The sequence below is a fragment of the Paenibacillus sp. MDMC362 genome, from assembly GCF_003269305.1.
Lineage (GTDB): Bacteria > Bacillota > Bacilli > Paenibacillales > Paenibacillaceae > Paenibacillus_AQ.
The window spans coordinates 1-22,816 of the sequence record NZ_QLYT01000036.1 but is presented as its reverse complement, the minus strand read 5'-3'; the positions used below and the strand labels follow the sequence as shown (position 1 = coordinate 22,816).

Here is a 22,816-nt window from a genome sequence, read left to right as displayed (position 1 = left end):
AACTTGATCTTCAATACATATTAGCAGGAAATAGAAGAGGTGTAATTCAAAGAAAATTCATCCAATTTTCGCAAAAAGGGTTCGACTATATCATCATGTTTATCTATATCAAGTGTTTTTATTGATATTGCTGAATCTTTAATTCCATTTTCTTTTGCATACTTAATAAAGTAATTGATGTGATTCTCTAAATATAGAGTGTTAAGACCTGTAAGGATTTCAACGTTCCCTTTAAACCTGCTTCCATATTGCTTTATTATCTCCTCGAATTTATTGTTAAGCGGCTCCCTATCTTCATCTTTTATTCTCCCAAGCATTGCATAAGCTATACTTTTGAAATACTCTGCTGTTTCCCATCCCTTTCCAAACAAAAAATCCCCTATTTTTATTTGAGGTTCTCCGGCTATAATATTGCCGAAGCCTAACATCATTCCAAAAGCTAATGCTGTTGTGCCTCCTTTTGAAGTACCAACTAGATATAAGTTTTCCTTACTTATATTTAATTGCAACAATGCTTCTCTTATAAGTGCCAGAACGACATTTCTAATTTGATTATCTCCTGAGATATTGAGTAAATAACAACCATGAGCGCCGAAATTATCTTTAATATGTAGTACATTACCATCAAGAGTATCTCTAAGTCCATAATAAGACATTCTTGTAAATCCAGGAGTACTATCAAGACCGGAAAAAACAATAAACAGTTTGTTCGAATCCTTTTTTTTCAACGAATAGATAATATAACGGTTTTTGAATTTAAATACACCATCTTCAAGTAATTGATTAGTTTTGTTTAAATTGTCCATGCTCCACCTCTGATATTGAACTTTATAACGCCTAATATGTTATTTGATTATATTTAAAGTAAGTCAATATCAGTAAAATGTAAACATTAATTCTTGCTTTTAAGATACCCTTACTAGGTTATAATAAAAAATACTAGTTAAAGAGGAAATCCGATACAATGTGATTCTGTAGCTTTTGTCGCTATGAAGGAGGTTAATTTTTTGAAAGTTGCGTATCTAATGCATGTTGATTGGAACTGGATCAAACAACGCCCCCACTTTTTGTATGAGGAACTTACGTTCTACTATAATGTGGACCTATTTTATGTACAAAAAATATATAATAGAAAATCAAATGAAATTAATAATTCTCGAGATGTACATAGTTTTTCGAAAATTAATATTCTAAAAAAAATCCCTTATTCAGGACGGTTCAGAAAGTTGCAACTTGTTGAGAAACTCATCAATCAAAAGACTATTATTCCTCTAAAAAACTATGATTACATATGGATTACTTCACCAATAATTTTGGACTTTGTTTCTCTTGATAACTTTCAGGGGAAAATCGTAATTTATGATTGTATGGATGACTTTTTAGGGTTTTATTCAGGAATGAATGGTATAGACAGGTTGAAACAGTTAGAAATAGACCTTGTGAAAAGATCTGATGTTATCTTTACTTCTTCAAGTTATTTGAAGGAAAAAATGAAATCGATTTATCGCGATGAGTTGAAAGAGCCCCCTCTATTAGTGAATAATGGAATAAGTTCGACCTTATTTAAAAAGGGAGACATAAATGATTCTGCAATTATAAACATTAGCAAATCTGAGGGCTTGTTGAACTTAATGTATATCGGAACTATTGGAAATTGGATTGATTTTGAAACAATTTTATATATGCTTCAGCAAAATCCAATTGTTAAATTCACGATGATTGGGCCAGTGGATGTAAATGTTCCACGGCATTCCCGAATTAATTATATTGGTGCAGTTAAACATGAACAACTTACGACATATGCAAACAATGCAGATGCATTTATAATGCCTTTTAAACTTAGTGAATTGGTTCGATCGGTTGATCCAGTGAAAATATATGAATATATTCTCTTTAATAAACCTGTTTTAGCAATTGACTATGGGGAAATGCATAAGTTTTTGCCTTTTGTAAATCTATACGCTAATAAAGAGGAATTACTAAAATTGGTTGGAGACTTACAAACTGATAAAATAGAAACATATTCAAGGAAAAAAGCACTATCTTTTCTGAATCACCACACATGGAGCGCAAGAGCCGAACAAATTGTCAGTATACTAGAAGGAGTTTCGAAATGAAAGCTATCATACTAGCAGGCGGGACAGGTTCCCGCCTATACCCTTTAACTAAGGTTACGAATAAACACCTCCTTCCTGTGGGGAAATATCCAATGATCTTTCATCCTGTTTTCAAACTTAAACAAGCAGGACTTTCCGATATTCTTATCGTCACAGGCAAAGATCACATGGGGGATGTTGTGAATTTACTAGGCAGTGGTCGTGAGATGGGGGTATCGTTTACTTATAAAGTTCAAGATGAAGCTGGCGGCATTGCTCAAGCTTTGAGCTTGGCAGAACAGTTTGCAGGAGAAGATAAGATAGTGGTCATTTTAGGTGATAACGTGTTTGCGGATGATATTTCGCCTTATGTCTTAAATTTTAAAAGTCAGGCTAAGGGAGCGAAAATTCTTATTCAGCAAGTAACTGACCCATCACGTTTTGGAGTTCCTGAGATACAAGGTGAGAACATTATTTCAATCGAAGAGAAACCTCAACGGCCCAAGTCTGAATTCGCAGTAACTGGAATATACATGTTTGATCATTATGTATTTGATATCATACGTACATTAAAGCCCTCAGCACGCGGGGAATTGGAGATCACCGATGTCAATAATGCATATATTAAACGAGGTGAACTTACATTCGATGTCCTGCAAGGCTGGTGGACGGATGCAGGAACACATAAATCGTTGGCAAAGGCCAATCAGTTAGCAAGAAACATTGAGTTTGGAGAAGAATTCGGCAAGTTTAAAATGTAATTTAAGGGGGAGCAAAAAGTCATGAGAGTCCAACCTCTTAAGTTAAAAGGTGTAACTATAGTGGAACCGGTGGTTCATGGCGATCACCGGGGCTTTTTTATGGAAAGTTATAATGAGCAAATATTCAAGGAACACGGAATTCATAACAACTTCATCCAAGATAACCACTCACTTTCATCTGAACCTAGCGTTTTAAGAGGGCTTCATTATCAGCTCAATCCCAAGGCTCAGACGAAGCTCATTCGTGTGTTGACGGGTGCTATTTATGATGTAGTTGTAGACATTCGCAGAAACTCACCAACCTTTGGCCAATGGGTAGGCGTTATCTTAAGCGAACACAACAAGCGGCAACTCTTAGTCCCTAAGGGTTTCGCTCACGGCTTTTGCACGCTCGTTCCTAACACGCAAGTGCTGTATAAAGTAGACGAATATTATTCCCCGGAGCATGATCGCGGCATATTATGGAATGATCCGGCGTTAGGGATTGACTGGCCGATGTCGAACCCGATCCTTTCGGATAAAGATCAGCGTCATCCTTTGTTAAAGGATGCTGAAATGAATTTTGAGTAGGGGAGTACTATGCCATGAAACTATTAGTAACCGGTGGTGCCGGTTTTATAGGTAGTAATTTTATTCTATACATGATGAAGCAGCATCCAGAATATAAAATAATAAATATGGATGTTCTTACGTATGCCGGGAACCTGGAAAATTTGAAGTATGTTGAGAAGGAAGCTAACTATACCTTTATCCAAGCGGATATTGCGGATAAGGTAGCAGTGAATCAAATCTTTCAACAAGGCATCGATGTTGTAGTTAATTTTGCTGCTGAGTCCCACGTGGACCGCAGTATTTTGGAGCCCGAAGTATTTGTGAATACAAACGTACTGGGTACACAGGTGTTATTAGATGCATCTAAAAAATACGGGGTAACCAAATTTGTGCAGGTTTCGACGGATGAAGTGTATGGATCCCTAGGGGAAACAGGACTCTTTTCTGAATCGACACCTCTTGCTCCGAATAGCCCTTACTCAGCGAGCAAAGCGGGAGGAGACCTGATCGCCAGAGCTTACCATGAAACATTTGGTCTTCCGGTGAATATTACCCGCTGCTCAAATAATTACGGTCCGTATCAATTTCCAGAGAAGTTAATTCCGCTTATGATTTCTCGTGCGCTAAATGATGAGGCATTGCCGGTTTATGGTGACGGTCTGAATATTCGCGACTGGCTGTATGTCGAAGATCATTGCAGCGCAATTGATCTTGTCATTCATCAAGGCCAAGTTGGTGAAGTCTACAACATTGGGGGCAATAATGAGCGTACTAATATACACATCGTCAAGACAATCCTTGAAGAACTAGGAAAACCGGAGTCCCTAATTAGTTTCGTTGAGGATCGACCAGGCCATGATCGAAGATATGGCATCGATCCAACCAAAATTACGAGTGAGCTCGGCTGGAAGCCAAAACATAACTTCGAGACCGGAATAAAGGAAACCATTGCTTGGTACCTGAATAACCAGGAATGGTTGACTAGAATTCAATCCGGAGTATACCGTGACTATCTGGTCAAGCAATATGGCAGCCAATTAGGTGAAGAGCAATGAAGGTTCTGGTAACAGGAGCACATGGACAGCTTGGGCGAGACGTTATTCATATTTTTGACCAGGCTGGACATGAAGTGATTCCGTGCAGTCGACAGGAGCTGGATATTACGAGCTTAGATCAATGCCGGCAAGTAATTTCTTCGCATAAGCCTGATTGCGTTGTTCATTGTGCTGCCTATACTGCTGTGGATGCCGCTGAAGCCGATATTGACGGAGCTTATTTAGTTAATGCTATCGGTACGAGGAATGTTGCCCAATCTGCTGACAGAGTGGGAGCTAAGCTCGTTTATATTAGTACAGACTATGTTTTTAACGGTACCAGTGCTGGAGCCTACCACGAGTTTGATCTCACTGATCCGAGGACGGTATACGGTCAATCCAAACTTTCTGGAGAACAGATCGTAAAAGATTTCAGCACAAAATGGTTCATTGTCCGCACATCATGGGTTTTTGGACTCTGGGGAAGCAATTTTGTTAAGACAATGCTACGACTTGGACAGGAAAAGCCGCTCCTGCAAGTTGTTGATGATCAAAAGGGCTCACCAACGTATACGGTTGACTTGGCTCGTTTCTTATTACAAATGTCGGCTACTGAAAAATACGGCATTTACCATGCCTCCAACAGCGGCTCTTGTACTTGGTATGAATTCACGCAGGCTATTTTTGAAGAAGCACGGGATCAATTGGGACTAGAGATAACGGCTGAGCTGCAACCCTGTACGACTGCACATTTCCCTCGCCCAGCTCCTCGCCCAGCTAATTCCGTAATGGACCATCTTTCGATCCGTTTAAACCAATTGCAAGATTTACCGCATTGGCGAGAGGGATTGAAGGAGTTTATGCTGGATATAAAACAGCACCCTGAACTATACTTGAAGTGAATACAGCAAAATGTCGGCCTGATCTGTATGATCAGGTCTTATGTTATATTTAGCAGTAGTTTGGAGGTCATAAGCGAAATGAAACAGGTTCAGGTGCTGTTGTCTTCCTATAATGGGGAGAATTATATATTCGACCAGCTACAGAGTATTTTAAATCAAAGTTACCCTCATATCTCTGTTCTTATACGAGATGATGGATCTACTGATCAAACGCTTGCATTGCTAAAGGAATATACTAAAGCTCATCCTGACCGAATCAAAGTGATCGCCGGGAGTAATGTGGGCGTTGTTTCCAGTTTTTTTGAGCTGGTTCAGCAATCCGATCCCCAATCGGATTATTACTGCTTCTGCGATCAGGATGATGTATGGCTTGAGCAGAAAATTGAGCGTGCTGTAACTATGTTAAGTTCTCAAGCGGATCATATTCCTGAGATGATATTCACATCTACGGAGCTCACTGATAAAAATTTAAATTCTCTCGGTACTTGGCCCAAGCCCCCTTTAAGGGGACCTTCTTTTTACAATGCTTTGGTGCAAAATATTGCTGTCGGAGCAACCATTACGTTAAATAAGGCAGCGAGGAATAAGTTTATGGAGGGTAATCAGATAGATCCCAACAAGATCATCATGCACGACTGGTGGTTTTATCTATTGGTATCTGGTTTCGGCAATGTAATGTATGATAAGAATCCTTCGATGCTGTATCGCCAGCATGAAAATAATGTTGTAGGTGGTAGTAATTCATTATTCAACAAACTAAAACAGAAATATCGCAGTTACATAAAACATAAAGGAGAGCATCTTCTTGTCAAACAAGCAAGTGAGTTTTATCGAGTGTACGGTCATTTAATGGAGGATAGTAAGAGAGAGCAGCTCGAACTTTTTATTGCCCCCAGAGAACGGCTAAGAGAAAAAATCGATTTTCTTCAAAAATCAAAATTATATCGTCAATCCATTGTAGAGCAGTTACTCTTTCGCTTTTTAATTCTTGTGGGCCATATATAAAGAGTCATCAATAACTAGATTTTAGTAATAGAAGTTCTTTATTCCTGCCCGTTCTGCGTCTTTATGCTATAATGTCGATAGATTACTATATTTGTCAGGAGACGTTATGCAATGGATTTAAGCATTTTAATCGTGAACTACAACACCTGTCAGTTGACGGTGGATTGTTTACGATCCGTGTTTGCATCGGAGACGGAATATACATATGAAGTCATTTTGATAGATAACAACTCGAAGGACGAGTCGGTTCCGACCATTCGAGAGTTATTCCCGCAGGTCAAGCTGATCGAGAACACGGAGAATACCGGCTTTGCCAAAGCCAACAATCAGGGAATGGAAGTGGCGGAAGGTCGCTATATGCTGCTGCTGAATTCCGACACGATTATCCAGCAGGATACGATCCAGACGATGGTCGCTTTTATGGACTACAATCCGATCATAGGCGCTTCCGGCTGTAAAATCGTCCTCCCGGACGGCTCGCTGGATAAGGCCTGCAAAAGAGGGTTCCCAACGCCTTCAGCGTCCTTCTGTTATGCCTTCGGGCTTAGCAAGCTGTTCCCAAACAAGCCGGAGTTTAACCAGTATCAGTTGGGGTATTTGAATCCGGACGTTGAGTTTCCGGTGGATTGTTTGGTTGGTGCGTTCATGCTGGTACGTCGCGAGACGATTGAGCAGGTTGGCGGGCTGGACGAGACGTTCTTTATGTACGGAGAAGATATCGACTGGTGTTATCGCATCAAGCAGGCGGGTTGGGGAATTCACTATTATCCTCGGACGACGATTATCCATTATAAAGGCGGCAGCGCCCGGCGCAGGCCGTTTAAGATCATATATGAGTTCCATCGGGCGATGATTCTTTTTCATCGGAAGCATTACCGGCAGAAATACAACATATTCGTTAATGGAGCCGTGTATGCAGGCGTAGGTTTGAAGTTACTCTTGTCCTTGCTTACAAACCGGCTTAAGCCCATTCGTTCAGCAACCATAACGCAATCTTCAGGTGGAGTGGAGGTGAAATCATGATCCGTAAGAATCAGGGTTTCCTGCCAAAACTATACATGATCACTGATTTTGCTTTTATTCAACTTTCTTTTTTGCTTGCATGGTGGATTAAATTTGAGAGTGGATGGCTTCATTTTGATAGACCACTTCCACTGAATACATATACAATTTGGAGCTTTGTCTACGGTGGGATAGCAGTGGCAGTCGGTACTTTGGTTACGCTGTATTCGCCAAAACGGAAAAAACGCTTTGCCGATGAGTTCATGAAGATCTTCCACACGCACTTGATAGGGATGTTTATCCTGTTGAGTTTGTTGTTCTATGTGAAGGAGATTGATATTTCACGGGGATATCTCGCCATCTACATGATTCTCAATGTTGCTTTCATCATCCTATACCGTTATTTCCTCAAGAAATCCCTCAAGCATTTTCGGGAAAAAGGCTACAACCGCCAATTTGTGCTCATCGTGGGTGCAGGGTCGTTAGGCAAGCGCTTCTTCAAAAATCTGAAGCAATACCCGGAGCTTGGTTATGAAGTCATCGGTTTCCTGGATGATTACCAGCAGTGGGACGACATCGAGGCGAGACGGCTTAAACCCATTCTGGGGTCCGTCGGTGATCTACATAAGGTGTTAAACGAAAAGCTTGTCGACGAGGTCGTACTAGCCCTTCCGCTAAATGCGCACCACAAATACCCTGAAATCATTGCCGCTTGTGAAAAAGCCGGTGTCCGGACGCTGATTATCCCCGACTTTTTCGATTACCTCCCGGCACGGCCGGTGTTTGATAACTTCGCGGGGATGCCGATGATCAACGTGCGCGATATCCCGCTGGATCTAGCGGCAAACCGGCTGTTCAAGCGAGCGTTTGATATCATATTTTCCCTAGTGGCGATTATTCTCACCCTCCCGGTGATGATCGGGATATACCTGGGTATCCGTTTGACTTCCCGGGGACCCGTCATTTTCAAACAGGAGCGGGTTGGGCTGAATCGCCGGAACTTTTATATGTATAAATTCCGCTCCATGAAGCCGCTGCCGGAGGGGGCACCGGATACAGGCTGGACGGTGGAGAATGATCCACGCCGCACCAAGTTCGGCTCTTTTCTTCGGAAGACCAGTCTGGATGAGCTGCCACAATTCTTCAATGTCCTGTTCGGTCATATGAGTGTGGTGGGCCCTAGGCCCGAACGTCCTTATTATGTGGAACAGTTCAAAGAGGAGATCCCGAAGTACATGGTGAAACACCACGTACGCCCGGGTATCACGGGATGGGCGCAGAGCAATGGTCTGCGCGGAGACACTTCGATTGAGGAACGGATCAAGCACGATATTTTTTACATCGAGAATTGGTCCATTCTATTTGATATCAAAATCATTCTGCGCACGATCCGCAACGGATTTAAGAACGCATACTGATTTTAATGAATGTAGACGTCATTTGGCAGCAGCCAAGTGGCGTTTTTTGTTTGGTCGACCCTTCAACTGGGTATTTACCTAGCAACAGGGATGAACGAAACAAAGGGTGGGGATACCATGAAACGGATCGCAGCTGTCCTTCTATTATGTTCCGCCATTATGATACTGCTTCTGACTCATCTGGAGTTGGAAGAGGAAGCATCGCAAGGCTTCACGGCCTATCGGCTGATCGCCCATGCCATGGGGAGCATAGGGGAACAGTCCTACACGAACGCCTACGAAGCCATGGTTGTTAACTACGAGAAAGGCACCCGGGTATTTGAGATTGATTTAATGCTGACGGAGGATCGCAAAGTCGTGGCCAGGCACGAGTGGACAAAGAGCATGACACAGCAGCTGGGTCAGAAGGAGAAGCTCCCCGATGATAAGCAGGCAGCGCGCCTGAGCCATGAGGAATTCATTAATACGCCGATTTTGGAGCAATACCAGCCGATGGATATTGAGGGGATCATGGATATGATGGAGCGTCATCCCGATATCTACATCGTGACGGATACGAAGGAGCAGGAGGATCAGGATATTCAGCACCTGTTCACGGAGATTGTAAGTGCTGCTAATGAGCGAGACCCGGAACTACTGGATCGGGTAGTCGTCCAAATTTATAATGAGCCGATGCTCGACATGGTTCTGGACATCCATCCGTTTGAGTCCATTATCTATACGCTGTATGCCACGCAGGATTCCCCTGCCGAGATCACGACCTTTGTGCAGGAAAACAGCATTGATGCCGTTACCATGCCGGAGTACAAGGTCAGTCCGAATTTCGTAGCGAAGCTGAGGCAAGCGGGTGCCGTGACCTATGTCCATACCATCAATGACACCAACACCGTGAATAATTATGAAAAATGGGGCGTGTACGGCGTTTACTCGGACCTGCTGACAGAGCCGGAGCTGGAGCAGAACAGCTTGAGATATACGATGACAAAGCGACTGGAGTAGAAGTAACCCTACATGTCGGGCATCATATCGCATCCGTCTGCGGAAAAGTTTGTTTGCATCCATAATAATGCTGGGATGGAAGTCCGTGATCTCCTTAAGAGATCGCGGGCTTTTTAGATGATATCAGAAGATATAAATTCGAAGCATGGCCTACTTGATATCACAGAAAACCACCATCTATATGTCTGGGATCGTGCGTCATACGGTATGTCGGTAGACGCTTTTTTAAGCGAAGTATCAGCCCCAATCGCTTTCCAGAGGTTCGGTTCGTATATCGGCTAAACCGATAAACCGCAATTACCAAAAAAATGTTCGTATTTTATGCGAACATAAATTGACTTGCTTACCGTGCTAGCATAGACTTATTTTAGTATAATAGTAACCCGTGAACGTGGAGGAATGACGCTTGAAAGAGATGATACAATCCTGGAGGCATGTGTTTAAGCTGGACCCCGACAAGGAGATCGATGACGAGACCCTTGATGCGGTATGTTTGTCAGGAACCGATGCCATTATGGTCGGAGGCTCAACCGGAGTCACTTATGAAAATACCGTGAATCTGCTGTCCCGAGTTCGGCGTTACGAGCTGCCTTGCGTGCAGGAGGTATCCGATCTGGAAGCCGTTGTACCCGGATTTGATCTATATATGGTCCCGATGGTTTTGAATACGCAGGATCCGACCTGGATTATGGGCCGGCATCGTGAAGGTATCGAACGCTACGGGTATATGATCCCGTGGGATCTGGTTGTGACCGAGGGGTATATCGTGTTGAACGAGAATGCCGCGGTGGCGAAGCTGACTGGAGCTGAGACTTCAATTGAAGCGAGCGCTGCCGCCGCTTATGCCCAAATTGCGGACAAGCTGATGAATCTGCCGATTGTGTATTTGGAATACAGCGGCGTTTATGGGGATATGGAGACCGTCCGTACGGTTCGAAGATCGCTGGATAACGCCCGTTTGTTCTATGGTGGCGGAATAACGAGCGCCCAGCAAGCGTCGGAGGCAGCTGCTATCGCTGATACGATCGTTGTTGGAAACGTTGTGTATGATCATCTGGAGCAGGCGCTCGAAACGGTCAAGGCCGTGAAGGACTGACTTGTCTCTGTTATAAGATATTAATAAGATCTGCCCAAAAATATTGAGACGCGTTAAGCCAGCTCAGGCTCTATAATAGTGTGTTTTCTCCATCCGCCTTGTGACGGTTAAGCATGCATTTATTTAATGTTTAATTTTATATTCCATTTAATCAAGCAAGCAGAACACACCGTGCCATAGACAGACAGCATTATATACATTCATTATCTTTAATTTTATCTATCTGCCAGACCCTATCCCATTTTTCCGCTTTTCATCGTTAACCAAGTTTCTCCCTTACCAAATCTACACCTATTAGGAGGCAATACTATGCATTCCATTGATATACACGACGCCGTCAGACGGCTGAATCCACAGCAGCGTCAAGCCGTTGAAGCAACCGACGGACCGCTGCTCATTATGGCAGGTGCCGGCTCCGGTAAGACGCGGGTCCTGACACACCGGATCGCGTACCTGATCGCCACGCGCAAAGCTGCACCATGGAGCATCCTGGCGATTACGTTTACGAATAAAGCAGCCCGTGAGATGCAGGAGCGGGTATCCAAGCTGGTCGGCCGGGAAGGCCAGGACATCTGGGTATCGACGTTCCACTCGATGTGCGTGCGGATTTTGCGTAGAGACATTGAACGGATTGGCTTTACATCGAATTTCAGTATCCTAGACTCGACTGATCAGCTGTCCGTGATCCGAAACGTGATGAAGCAGCACAACATCGATCCGAAGAAATTCGAGCCGAAGGCAATTCAAGCAGCTATGAGCGCCGCTAAGAATGAACTGATTTCCCCGCAGCAGTATGAACAGAAAGCCGGAGATTATTTTGAAACCCTTGTTGCCAAGGTATATACGGAATATCAGAAGCGCTTGAAGAGCAACAACTCGCTCGATTTTGACGATCTGATCATGACCACGATCCAGCTGTTTAAGGAAGTGCCGGAGGTTCTCGACTTCTACCAGCGCAAGTTCCAGTACATTCACGTGGATGAGTATCAGGATACCAACCGGGCGCAGTACATGCTTTGCCGCATGTTGGCGGACAGCCATCACCGCATCTGCGTTGTCGGGGACAGCGATCAGTCGATCTACCGCTGGCGTGGCGCGGATATCACGAACATCCTGAATTTTGAGCAGGATTATCCCGAGGCGCGGACGATTCTGCTGGAGCAGAATTACCGTTCTACAGCGAATATTTTGAATGCTGCCAACAATGTGATCGGCCTGAACACAGGCCGCAAACCGAAGAATCTGTGGACCGAGCAAGGTGAAGGACCGAAGATCAAGGTGTTCCGTGGCGATACGGAGCATGATGAGGGGTATTTTGTTACCTCGGAAATTAGTAAGAGCGTTACCGCCGGCAAAAGCTATCAGGACCACGCAATTCTGTATCGGACCAATGCGCAGTCACGGGTGATCGAGGAAATTCTGATCAAGTCGGATATTCCGTACCAGATCGTCGGGGGCATCAAGTTCTACGATCGCAAAGAGATTAAGGACCTGCTCGCCTACCTACGCCTGATCTCCAACCCGGACGACGATATCAGCTTGACGCGGATCATTAATGTGCCAAAAAGAAGCATCGGCGACACGACCGTCGCGAAGCTGGCTGCTGCAGCCGCAGAGCGGGGCATCTCGATTTTCCGCGTGCTGGAAATCGTGGACGACCTCGGTTTTGCCGGACGGACGCGTAATGCGCTGGTGGGCTTCTACGACATGATTGCCGCGCTTAGCCGAATGGTTGAGTTTCTGTCGGTCACCGAGCTTACGGAAAAAATACTGGAAATGTCCGAGTACCGCCTAGAGCTGCAAAACGAGAATACGATCGAATCCAGATCCCGCCTCGAGAACATTGACGAGTTCCTGTCGGTGACGCAAGAGTTCGAGAAGAACAACGAGGATAAATCGCTCATCTCCTTCCTCACGGATCTTGCGCTGATCGCGGACATCGATTCGATGAACGATGACGAAGAAGATCGTGACGACGCTGTCGTGCTTATGACCATGCACAGTGCTAAAGGTCTGGAGTTCCCGGTGGTGTTCATCATCGGCATGGAGGAAGGGGTATTCCCGCACAGCCGTGCCTTTATGGATAACGAGGAGCTGGAAGAGGAACGCCGACTTGCTTATGTGGGCATCACGCGCGCCGAGAAGCAGCTGTTCCTATCCTGTGCACGTATGCGTACCTTATTTGGCCGCACGACGGCGAACATGCCTTCGAGATTCCTGGAGGAAATCCCGGAAGAGCTGAAGGAAGACACCCAGATGGCACATGACCGATACCGCCGCGGCGGCGGTAGCAATGTGGGCGGGTCTTACGCTGGACGCGGCTTCGACGGAGGCGGAGGCAGCAACTTTGGCGGCGGCCGCAGCGTGGACCTCTCCCTCAGCGGATCGACCGCTTCCGCGCAAGCTGCGCCGAAGAGCCGGGTGACGATGACAACCGGTGGGTCATCCCGTCCGGCTGCTGCTTCGGGCAGTGGGGAATTTAAAGCCGGCGATAAAGTGGCCCATGGCAAATGGGGAACCGGTACGATTGTAGCGGTAAAGGGCAGCGGCAACGACATGGAATTGCAGATTGCATTCCCGGCGCCGGTGGGCGTGAAACGTCTGCTTGCCGGCTTCGCGCCGATTACGAAGGTGGAATAACCGAGGACGATGGTGGTTGCTGCATGTTAAGGGCAGGATGTTTGGACAACAATGTAATACAATGGTTGAACAACAGTCCACATAAGTCACAATGCAACCTATTATGGCCTTATTATATTGAAGGAGGATTGCCCCTGCATGGATTTCAAGGAAAAGATGGAGAAGCTCATTGCGGAGCTGAACAATTACAATTACCATTACTACACGCTGGATCAGCCGCTTGTAAGCGACAAGGAATATGATGCCCTGTACGACCAGCTGGTAGCGTTGGAGGCCGAGACCGGAGTGACGCTTCCGGATTCTCCGACCCAGCGGGTGGGCGGGGAGATTCTGAAGGGTTTTGCCCCGCACCGCCATTTGGCTCCGTTATGGAGTCTCGATAAGGCTCAGAACATTGAGCAGCTCCGTACCTGGCATGATCGCGTAGTCAGGCTGGTCAATGACTATAATACGAAGAATCCCGGCAATCCTCTCAAGGCACCTTGTTATGCACTGGAGCTGAAGTTTGACGGGCTCACGCTGAATCTGACCTATCAGGACGGCAAGCTCGTTCAGGCGTCGACACGGGGCAACGGTGCAGTTGGCGAAGGTATTTTGGCTCAGGTGAAAACCATCAAGTCGGTGCCGATGACGATCCCGTACACGGCAGGTACGATTGAAGTACAGGGCGAAGGCATCATGAACCTGTCCGTGCTGGACAAATACAATCAAACCGCGGCTGAGCCGCTCAAGAACGCGCGTAATGCCGCCGCAGGGGCGCTCCGCAATCTTAATCCCAAGGTGACGGCTGAGCGTAAACTGAACGCTTACTTCTATAATGTAGGTTATTCGGATGGAATCACCTTTGCCGATCACAAGGAAATGATGGATTTCCTGCGCGAGAACCGGCTCAAGGTAAATCCGTACATTTTCTATTTTGAGCAGTTTGATGACGTGATGGAGCAATTGGCCGATATCGAGAAACGTCGTTCCGAGCTCGATTATCTCATTGACGGAGCGGTGGTGAAGGTGACCGATTTCCGCATCCGCGAAGCTCTTGGATATACCGACAAATTCCCGCGCTGGGCAGTCGCTTATAAATTCGAAGCGGAAGAAACCACGACCGTGCTGCAGTCGGTAACCTGGAATGTGGGGCGGACCGGGAAAATCACGCCGTTAGCGCGTGTAGAGCCTGTTGAGCTTGCCGGAGTCACGGTGCAAAATTGTACGCTGAACAATATCGGGGATATTGAGCGCAAGAACCTCAAGTTCGCACTGGGCTCCCGAGTCTTCATTCGCCGTTCGAATGACGTTATTCCCGAGATCTTAGGCAAAGTAACGGAGGAGCAGGACGGAGAAGAGATCCTGTATCCGGAACAGTGTCCATCCTGCGGATTCCCGCTGGAGCAGCGCGGCGCTCATCTCTTCTGCAACAACAAGACGGGATGCAAACCGCAAATCGTGGCCCGGATCACGCATTTTGCTTCCAGGGATGCCATGGACATTGAAACATTCAGCGACAAAACCGCGATCCAGTTATACGACGAACTGGGTGTAAGAGAACCGGCTGATCTTTACACGTTATCTTTTGATAGCTTGCTGAAGCTGGAGCGCTTCGGCGAGAAAAAAGCCCAGAATCTGCTGGATGCCATCGAGAAGAGTAAGGAGCGGGATCTTGCATCGTTCCTCTTTGCGCTGGGTATACCGAATACCGGCAAATCCACAACCAAAATGCTGGCCGATCACTATCGCGATCTGCACCGCGTGATGGCGGCGACCGCAGAAGAACTGGTCGAGCTGCCGGACGTGGGCGGCATCGTGGCCGAAAGCATCGCTGGATACTTCGCGGACCCGTTTGCCCAAGCAAGCATTCAGAAGATGCTCTCGCTGGGTGTCCAAGCAAAAGCGCCGGAAGCACTGAAGCCGGTCAGCACCGATTCCTACTTCAGCGGCAAAACGGTGGTGCTGACAGGCACCCTCCACCTGCTGACCCGCGAAGAGGCGACCGAACGCTTGGAAGCGCTCGGCGCCAAAGTCACCGGCAGCGTGTCCAAGAAAACCGACCTCCTCATTGCAGGCGAAAAAGCCGGCAGCAAGCTGGCGAAAGCCCAGCAGCTCGGCATCGACATTCTGGAGGATGAGGAAGAGTTCGTGCGATTGCTAGACGAATCATAATACAACTTGGATATATCTTGCAGAATCAGTTGCAACTCCATGTGAACCGAGGCTATCGATAGCCTCGGTTTTTCTTTTTCCCCGGTTCCCCGACTTCTCCCTTACTTGCGATGTAAGCCATATTTTCTATGAATCTCTGACGTTTTCGATCATTCGTCAAAAGCTCCTATGTATTCGACTGAATTTAACAAAAGCATACAGAAAAGGATGAAGGAATCTAATTTTGGATTCTAGAATAATTTACCACGGGTCAGTCTTATGCGGAAAGGAGTGGATACCATCGTTAGGCAGCGCAGATATGCTGATGACATCCCAGACCCTAATGTGATTGGGAAATCTATCTTATGGGAGGGGCAAAGCCTTGAGTAAAAAGTTATGGTCCGCACTACTAAGTTTTGTATTAACGCTATCACTCGTTGCACCAGCGGCTGGGGCCGCTCCGTCAGAACGGCAGATCGAGCTGGACAATCCGCTCAGTGCCGATGAAGCTAGGCAGGTAAAGAGTATTCTGAAACAGCGAGCTAAGCTTGCCGAGTTTCCGGTGCTTGATCAAAGCCTGCAGAGATCTGCCGGGGGTCCTACAAGAGTCATTGTAGAGCTGTCTACTGAGCCAGTGGCCTTAGCCAAAGGGCTTTCCTCTATTCAGGGTCAATCCTTTAGTTCATCCGCAGAGGCGAAGGTTGAGGCACAGGTACAATTGGAGCAGCAGACTTTTATACGCAGCCTGAGCACGAAGAATATAACGCACGAAATTTCGGAGCAATATAGTTACGCATTCAACGGGGTGTCCATGGAGATTGACGGCAGCAAGGTTGAAGCGCTGCTGGATCTTCCTGGCGTTCTAGGCGTATATCCCGATCTGGAGGTAACGGTTGGACCGAAGGGCGAAGTGAGTCCATACATGAAGGATACGGGGCCGTTCATCGGTGCTCCGGAAGTATGGGATCTCGGTTATACAGGTAAAGGCGTTAAAGTAGGCGTTATCGATACGGGTATTGATTACGTACACCCTGTTTTGAAAGATGCTTATAAGGGTGGATATGATTTCGTCGACAATGATAACGATCCCTATGAGGCGACTCCGCTCGACTGGGAGAATGACCCTTCCAATCCCCCACAGGTCGATGACAGGGGGAGTACGTATTGGACGGATCACGGAACGCATGTAGCGGGTACCATCGGAGCCCGTGATGCCGGCGAATATGGAGTTGCAGGCATTGCGCCGGAAGCGGATATCTATGCTTACCGTGTTCTTGGACCGTACGGAAGCGGCTATTCCAGCTGGGTACTGGGTGGTATTGACCGTTCCGTTCAGGACGGAATGGATATAATCAACCTCTCGCTTGGCAATTCACGTAATGATCCGGACTATGTGACGTCCGTGGCACTTAACAATGCTGCGCTGGCTGGTGTCACGCCAGTCGTTGCAAGCGGCAATTCGGGGCCTAACCGCTGGACGGTTGGATCGCCGGGGGCGGCCGCTTTTCCGATTACGGTAGGTAATTCAACGGGTCCAAGTGACGAGATTGCGGCAACATCGCACTTTTTCACGGATTCGGAATTGCCGGGTGAGCCAATGGATAACAATGAGGATCCGTTGGAGCTTGGAGCAGGGCCAACACAACCCGCTACGCCTGAAGAGCAGACGGATGTAGGAGCACAGGCATATGAAGCAGTTGGGCCAACATCGATTGATGACACGGCAGCTGTCGATGAGACTTCCGATTCTATCGATACGGAGCAAGATCTAGAGCCGGCTCAACCGACTGAAGGAGCCGGAGAGGAGCCGGTCACGGAAGAAGAGGCTGTTGAACCTGTCAAGGATGAGGAAGGGCCTTCAGCAGACGATAACGCTCCGATTACTGTGGTAGATGCAACATATAAGCTTGAATTAATGGCATGGAATCTGGCCGAAGATCCTGGAGTTGTCCTGGATGGCGATTTCGGACTGGTTTATGCGGATCTGGGTAAGCCAGAGGATTTCGAAGGTAAAGACGTAGCGGGCAAAATCGCTTTGATTAAACGCGGCGAAATTGCCTTTGTCGAAAAAATTGCCAATGCTAAGGCGGCAGACGCGAAGGGTGTTATTGTGTTCAACCAGAACCCTGGGCCTATCGGTGTGTTGCTTGGAGACAGTTTTGCCTTCATTCCAACCTTTAGTATGAGCAAAGAAGACGGCGATTATATCAAATCGCTGCTCGATGCCAACCCGAATATGAAAGTGAATTTTACGGATTTTATCAAAAACCGAACCGCAGGCGATGAAATCAATGATTCCAGCTCCCGCGGCCCGGCTAAAAAGACGTTGGACATTAAACCTGACGTGGTTGCACCGGGAACCAGCATTTTGTCATCCATTCCGGCGTACGGTAGGGACATTGCCGATGCAGATTACAGTCAGTCCTATGACCGTTTAACAGGTACCAGTATGGCATCCCCGCATGTGGCAGGGCTTGCAGCTCTCATTTTGGAGAAGCACAGCGACTGGACTCCATTCGATGTCAAAGTCGCATTGATGAATAACGCCAAAGTGCTGAATACCGAATCCTACGATGTAACGGATCAAGGAGCCGGGCGTGTACAAGCACTTAATACCATCCAGGCAGAGGCTCTGGTGAAGGTCATGGACAAGACTTCGTATCAGGAGAACGGAACAAGTAAAGAGCAGGATAATATTACGGGGAGCATTAACTTCGGTAATTTTACCGGCAAAGCTGCCAAGACCGTTCAGAAAAAAATAAAGGTAGAGAGTATTGGAAATGCAGGCGGAACTTTTAACGTGCAAATCAATAACACGCAGGTCACGCCGGGGGTAAGTGTTACAACCGATAAAAGCACCTTCGCCCTCAACGGTCAAGAAGAGGTCACAGTAACCCTTCAAGTGCCGGAAGGGATAGAGGGCGTATCGGAACAACAAGGGTATATTACCTTTACCAATGGAACCCACACCTATTCGGTTCCTTATGTTGCGTACTTTAACCTTGAGATCACAGGCGTGAAATATACAAAAGCCTACAGTGACAAAGAGAACTATTTACCGCATGTTCCGTTGACCAAGACTGGTGAATTGGGCAAACTCAACCTGGCTTTTGAATTCTACAATCCGATGCAGATCGTCATTGTGGACTTGTATGACAGTCTTAATCCAGGAGCGGGTGTTGACGGCGACGGTATTATTGGCCAAATATTCGGAGGGGAAGCCTACTTTGATGCAAACACCTCGTTTACGATCGGCTGGAACGGGAAGTATGCCGATTATGAAACCGAGAAAGAGGTAGAGGTTCAGGACGGATTATATTCGATCGAGCTTTTATCCCTGGGTACGGATGGAATCGTTTATTCCGATTATGCCACGATTCCTTTCTTCGTGAAGAGATCAGCACCATCGATCCAAACCGAGCTGGATGTCAATATATCCGGCAAGAGTAATCCTGCACTAACCGGTACGATCGATGACCTCTATGTAACGGCTGTTCCGGCTCTGTGGGATGAATGGGCAATTGATTTTGATGTAAGCGAATGGTTAGATGCCAATTACGTTATTAAAAGAGCTAACAAAACGGTCGCCAAGCAAGGCACCTTTGATGTTGGACAGGATGGTGCATTTAGCATTGCCCTAGACACATTATCTTCAGGCAACTATACCGTTGAGCTTTCCGTCAAGGACCGTCAAGGACTTCAAGGAACGGCTTCCGTATCTTTGCAGTTGACAGGCGCGCCTGGACCAGGCAACCCGGATCCAGGTAACCCAGGTGGCGGATCTGGAGGCGGCGGTGGAGGCGGCTCGTCCTCCGGTGGGGGTTCCACAGGAACTCCAACCACTCCAGCACCTGAAGTAACGGGTGATGCCAAAGTAACCACGAAGAAAAATGCGGATGGTACCGATTCTGCAACGGCCGCTCTGTCAGAAGCAGCGGTTGCGGCAGGGATTACCGGAGACGGCAAAGAAGTGAAGCTGGATATATCGAAGCTGGATTTCAGCAAATATAGCGATGTAGCCCTTACCCTCGGTAAGGCTGCCGTGGATAAGCTGAAAGCATCCGGCAAACCGCTTGTGATTGCGGGTAATGGATTTACCTTGACGGTGCCTGCTGATGCCTTGGATGATTTCACAACGAGCAGCGGATTCAGCTTAGCGGTTTCCGTAGCTGCAAGCAAAGCAGGATCTGAAAACACATTGAACGCTGTATCCCCGATCGTTTCGATCAAGCACGGGGATAAGTTTAAACATCCGCTTTTGCTGACATTGAACTATGACCCAACAAAAGTGAAGGATGCGCGTAAGGTAGGTGCCTACGTGCAGTCGGATAAAGGGGACCTGCAATCCGCAGGATTGCTGCAATCGGCTGAGCGTGGATCGATCACGTTCCGTATTAACGGTCCAGGTTCATATATGGCTGCCGAGAATAACGTAACCTTTAACGACATCATCAGCCACTGGGCTAAGGATGAGATCGAGGTTGCTGCCTCGCAGCATATCACGAACGGTACAGGTGCAGGCCGCTTCTCTCCAAACAATGCGGTGACCCATGCCGAGTTCGCGACATTACTTGATCGTATTTTCGAAACAGGCATCGATTGGGAAACACGCAGCAAAGAAGCGGGAGCGAAGAATCCGCTGACCCGTGAGGATATGGTGGTCATGATTGCGGAAGCGCTGAAGATTGATTCCGATGCAGGCTCCTTGTCATTTAATGATACGAATCTGATTTCGGAGGATGCACGCGCGGCCGTAGCCTTTGCTGTGAAGGAAGGTCTGGTGAAGGGAGTGAATCGCAACCGCTTCGGACCGGGTGAAACTTCCACTCGGGCTCAGGTATCCGTGATTGTATACCGTTTGCTGGATTATCTGAACAAAATCTAATGAAGGCGATACTGAATCATCTGGAATACAATTGTGAGTAACAAAAGAGGAGCTGCTCTATGTCATGCGAATTGACGGGGCATCTCCTCTTTTTATATGCGCCTGCTTTGATACGCGTCCATGCTAACATCGTTGCTCCTTTTTTTAAGTTGGCCCTCGTTTATTGGAATCGTCGATCAAAAAAGTTGATTACGCATCCCGTGATGTGTAATATTCTGGTAGCATGAGAAGTCGGATGAAGGGAGGATGGGGATGAGATATAGCTCTGTCTTCTATATAACCATTGCCATAGTTCTATTTTTCATTTTGGTTACTGTGCTCGGGGATATCGCGGCTGAGGATGCTGCTGGAATGATTCGCATAAGCATCGAGTGGCTGACGAAGTACGTGCTCCCATGGATATTCCTGTACTGGTTCATTAAACTTGTCAGAAAAATAAAGTAAAAAGACACTCAATGCATGCACGTATTGTGCAGCATGATGAGTGTCTTTCTTCCATAATCTCGATTATTCCCTCGACCACTGGTCCAGCTTATCATCACCGGGAAGAAGCAGGGCAAGCAGACCAAGCAGCGGCAAGAAGCCGATGGCGATCATAACATTGCCGATTCCCCAAGCATCCCCGAGATTACCGAGCACAAGCGAACCGACCCCGCCCATGCCAAAAGCAAACCCGGTAATCAGCCCGGATACCGTACCGATATTGCCCGGATGCAGCATTTGGGCATATACGACGGTAACTGAAAAACTGGACAATAGAACAAATCCGCCAATCAGCAGCAATACAGCCGCCCAGAACGGGGAGGCGAACGGCAGAATCAACGCAATGGGTGCTGTGCCGATCATGGAGAGCATGATCATGTTGCGGCGCCCAAAGCGGTCGGCCAGCGGACCGCCGAAGAAGGTACCCACAGCTCCGGATGCGAGAAATAGAAAAATATAAATCTGAGCGTTATCAATCGTGATCTTGTACGCATCCATGAGGTAGAACGCATAATAGCTGCTAATGGCTGCGCCATACCAGGAGCGGATAAACACGAGAATAACGAGAACCAGCGTTGCATTGCGTACGCTTTTGCGGCGGGCGGGATCAAGCATGCGTCCGGCGGCTTTCTTCTTAAACGTGTAACCAGCTTTCAGCATGCCATGATACCAATGGGCAACATAAGATTGCACGAGGATACCGGCCGCGGCAACGAAGGTGAAACCGATCGCGCCAAACTGCCCGAACGGTACGAAGATGTATCGTGTCAGGAGCGGAGCAAGTGATTGCCCGGCATTGCCTCCTACTTGAAAGATCGATTGGGATAACCCTTTTCGCATACCTGCAGCCATATGAGCGACTCGCATTCCCTCAGGGTGAAAGGTCGCCGAGCCTAATCCGATCAGAACGACGGCGAACAGAACAAGGATATATGTATCTGCATATGCAAGAATGAATACGCCTGCAAACGTGAAACACATACCGATCGGAAGCAGAATTGGTGTCGGCCTTCGATCCGCGGCATACCCGATAACCGGCTGGATAATGGATGAAGTAAAATTAATGGCAAAGGAGATCCAACCGATCTGCGTAAAAGTAAGCAGCAGATTATCCTTTAATATAGGAAAGATAGCAGGGATCACGGACTGGATCGAATCATTAAACAAATGAACGAAACTGATGGCGATTAGAATTTTATATACGGTAGCCTGATTTGCCTCTCCGTGCGCAGGGCTTGGAGTATCTGCGGGCTTTTGGAGAGCGATGCTTTTGTCTGCCATTCGGCGAACTCCTTTCTTATGTATGTAGTCGGGCATTAGAAAAGCGATGAACTAACCTTAAAACCTTTTTCATAGGAAATCAATTACATTTCGAGATGATACTTCATGAACTTGAGGTCTACGATGAAGCAAATGTATAGCAAGGTCGCCGGCAGGCGGGGTTAAATATCGTTCTCTATAAGGTATACATCTTGATAGGAGCGATGTTATGCGAAACTTTACATATTTTCTTTTAAAAATGCTTGCTATATTTTTTGTATCATGGTATATTACTAACTGTCGCTTTTGACGAAAGCTTTTGAAGCTTGTCGAACGGCGTCGAAAAAAAGTGTTGACATCAAGTTAAATACTTGATAAGATATAAACCTGCGCTGCTGATTGAGATGATCGGCAAAGCAGCCAACAAGTTCCTTGAAAACTGAACAAATGGATCACGTCAATGTAACACAAGCAAACGTTAATACGTTAGCTTTGAAATGAGCAAGTCAAACACTTTATTGGAGAGTTTGATCCTGGCTCAGGACGAACG

At 46.8% G+C, this 22,816-nt stretch carries 16 protein-coding genes; 14 read left to right on the top strand and 2 right to left on the bottom strand.

Translation table 11 applies throughout. The features are described 5' to 3' along the window. Positions 1-20 precede the first annotated feature (20 nt). Positions 21-806 (bottom strand): hypothetical protein, encoded by a 786-nt coding sequence (locus DP091_RS18485; protein ID WP_113059676.1) that lies wholly within the window; start codon positions 804-806, stop codon positions 21-23. A gap of 201 nt (positions 807-1,007) precedes the next feature. On the opposite strand from DP091_RS18485, the gene DP091_RS18480 reads away from it, so the two are divergent. The 14 genes from DP091_RS18480 to DP091_RS18415 all read left to right on the top strand — a co-directional run bounded on the left by DP091_RS18480 (position 1,008) and on the right by DP091_RS18415 (position 20,967). After that, on the top strand, positions 1,008-2,117 hold the full coding sequence (locus DP091_RS18480) for a glycosyltransferase family protein (protein WP_113059675.1): 1,110 nt from the start codon (positions 1,008-1,010) through the stop codon (positions 2,115-2,117). After that, the gene (locus DP091_RS18475; RefSeq protein WP_113059674.1) at positions 2,114-2,857 is read left to right on the top strand and encodes a sugar phosphate nucleotidyltransferase; all 744 of its coding nucleotides are present in this window, start codon (positions 2,114-2,116) and stop codon (positions 2,855-2,857) included. Before DP091_RS18480 ends, DP091_RS18475 begins: the two co-directional genes overlap by 4 nt. A gap of 21 nt (positions 2,858-2,878) precedes the next feature. Beyond that, positions 2,879-3,427, top strand: a complete 549-nt coding sequence (gene rfbC, locus DP091_RS18470) for a dTDP-4-dehydrorhamnose 3,5-epimerase (protein ID WP_113059673.1) — start codon at positions 2,879-2,881, stop codon at positions 3,425-3,427. A gap of 14 nt (positions 3,428-3,441) precedes the next feature. Continuing rightward, the gene (gene rfbB, locus DP091_RS18465; protein ID WP_113059672.1) at positions 3,442-4,464 is read left to right on the top strand and encodes a dTDP-glucose 4,6-dehydratase; all 1,023 of its coding nucleotides are present in this window, start codon (positions 3,442-3,444) and stop codon (positions 4,462-4,464) included. After that, positions 4,461-5,345 carry a dTDP-4-dehydrorhamnose reductase gene (gene rfbD, locus DP091_RS18460; protein ID WP_113059671.1) on the top strand — a complete coding sequence of 295 codons (885 nt, stop codon included), beginning with the start codon at positions 4,461-4,463 and terminating at the stop codon, positions 5,343-5,345. The genes rfbB and rfbD overlap by 4 nt, the downstream gene beginning before the upstream one ends. Positions 5,346-5,423: 78 nt before the next feature. After that, positions 5,424-6,350 carry a glycosyltransferase family 2 protein gene (locus DP091_RS18455; protein WP_113059670.1) on the top strand — a complete coding sequence of 309 codons (927 nt, stop codon included), beginning with the start codon at positions 5,424-5,426 and terminating at the stop codon, positions 6,348-6,350. Positions 6,351-6,461: 111 nt separating this feature from the next. Then, a complete protein-coding gene (locus DP091_RS18450) occupies positions 6,462-7,373 on the top strand; it encodes a glycosyltransferase family 2 protein (protein ID WP_113059669.1) in 912 nt (303 codons plus the stop codon). Continuing rightward, complete coding sequence (locus DP091_RS18445; RefSeq protein ID WP_113059668.1) at positions 7,370-8,770, top strand: undecaprenyl-phosphate glucose phosphotransferase; 1,401 nt, start codon at positions 7,370-7,372, stop codon at positions 8,768-8,770. Before DP091_RS18450 ends, DP091_RS18445 begins: the two co-directional genes overlap by 4 nt. Positions 8,771-8,887: 117 nt before the next feature. After that, positions 8,888-9,769 (top strand): phosphatidylinositol-specific phospholipase C/glycerophosphodiester phosphodiesterase family protein, encoded by an 882-nt coding sequence (locus tag DP091_RS18440; protein WP_113059667.1) that lies wholly within the window; start codon positions 8,888-8,890, stop codon positions 9,767-9,769. 406 nt (positions 9,770-10,175) lie between these two features. Next, positions 10,176-10,865, top strand: a complete 690-nt coding sequence (gene pcrB / locus DP091_RS18435) for a heptaprenylglyceryl phosphate synthase (RefSeq protein WP_113059666.1) — start codon at positions 10,176-10,178, stop codon at positions 10,863-10,865. 309 nt (positions 10,866-11,174) lie between these two features. After that, complete coding sequence (gene pcrA / locus DP091_RS18430) at positions 11,175-13,505, top strand: DNA helicase PcrA (protein WP_113059665.1); 2,331 nt, start codon at positions 11,175-11,177, stop codon at positions 13,503-13,505. A gap of 138 nt (positions 13,506-13,643) precedes the next feature. Further along, positions 13,644-15,659, top strand: a complete 2,016-nt coding sequence (gene ligA, locus DP091_RS18425) for an NAD-dependent DNA ligase LigA (RefSeq protein ID WP_113059664.1) — start codon at positions 13,644-13,646, stop codon at positions 15,657-15,659. A gap of 361 nt (positions 15,660-16,020) precedes the next feature. Continuing rightward, positions 16,021-20,523: a S8 family serine peptidase gene (locus DP091_RS18420; RefSeq protein ID WP_113059663.1), complete on the top strand. Its 4,503-nt coding sequence runs from the start codon at positions 16,021-16,023 to the stop codon at positions 20,521-20,523. Positions 20,524-20,775: 252 nt separating this feature from the next. Continuing rightward, complete coding sequence (locus tag DP091_RS18415; RefSeq protein WP_113059662.1) at positions 20,776-20,967, top strand: hypothetical protein; 192 nt, start codon at positions 20,776-20,778, stop codon at positions 20,965-20,967. Positions 20,968-21,030: 63 nt separating this feature from the next. Here DP091_RS18415 and DP091_RS18410 read toward each other — a convergent pair whose 3' ends face one another. After that, a complete protein-coding gene (locus DP091_RS18410; RefSeq protein ID WP_113059661.1) occupies positions 21,031-22,287 on the bottom strand; it encodes an MFS transporter in 1,257 nt (418 codons plus the stop codon). Between the last annotated feature and the right edge of the window lie 529 nt (positions 22,288-22,816).

Bases quoted from the DNA above. Each gene is read 5' to 3' on its own strand.
- DP091_RS18485 (WP_113059676.1), bottom strand. From the start codon at position 806: ATGGACAATTTAAACAAAACTAATCAATTACTTGAAGATGGTGTATTT.
- DP091_RS18475 (WP_113059674.1), top strand. From the start codon at position 2,114: ATGAAAGCTATCATACTAGCAGGCGGGACAGGTTCCCGCCTATACCCT.
- rfbC (WP_113059673.1), top strand. From the start codon at position 2,879: ATGAGAGTCCAACCTCTTAAGTTAAAAGGTGTAACTATAGTGGAACCG.
- rfbB (WP_113059672.1), top strand. From the start codon at position 3,442: ATGAAACTATTAGTAACCGGTGGTGCCGGTTTTATAGGTAGTAATTTT.
- rfbD (WP_113059671.1), top strand. From the start codon at position 4,461: ATGAAGGTTCTGGTAACAGGAGCACATGGACAGCTTGGGCGAGACGTT.
- DP091_RS18455 (WP_113059670.1), top strand. From the start codon at position 5,424: ATGAAACAGGTTCAGGTGCTGTTGTCTTCCTATAATGGGGAGAATTAT.
- DP091_RS18450 (WP_113059669.1), top strand. From the start codon at position 6,462: ATGGATTTAAGCATTTTAATCGTGAACTACAACACCTGTCAGTTGACG.
- DP091_RS18445 (WP_113059668.1), top strand. From the start codon at position 7,370: ATGATCCGTAAGAATCAGGGTTTCCTGCCAAAACTATACATGATCACT.
- DP091_RS18440 (WP_113059667.1), top strand. From the start codon at position 8,888: ATGAAACGGATCGCAGCTGTCCTTCTATTATGTTCCGCCATTATGATA.
- pcrA (WP_113059665.1), top strand. From the start codon at position 11,175: ATGCATTCCATTGATATACACGACGCCGTCAGACGGCTGAATCCACAG.
- ligA (WP_113059664.1), top strand. From the start codon at position 13,644: ATGGATTTCAAGGAAAAGATGGAGAAGCTCATTGCGGAGCTGAACAAT.
- DP091_RS18415 (WP_113059662.1), top strand. From the start codon at position 20,776: ATGAGATATAGCTCTGTCTTCTATATAACCATTGCCATAGTTCTATTT.
- DP091_RS18410 (WP_113059661.1), bottom strand. From the start codon at position 22,287: ATGGCAGACAAAAGCATCGCTCTCCAAAAGCCCGCAGATACTCCAAGC.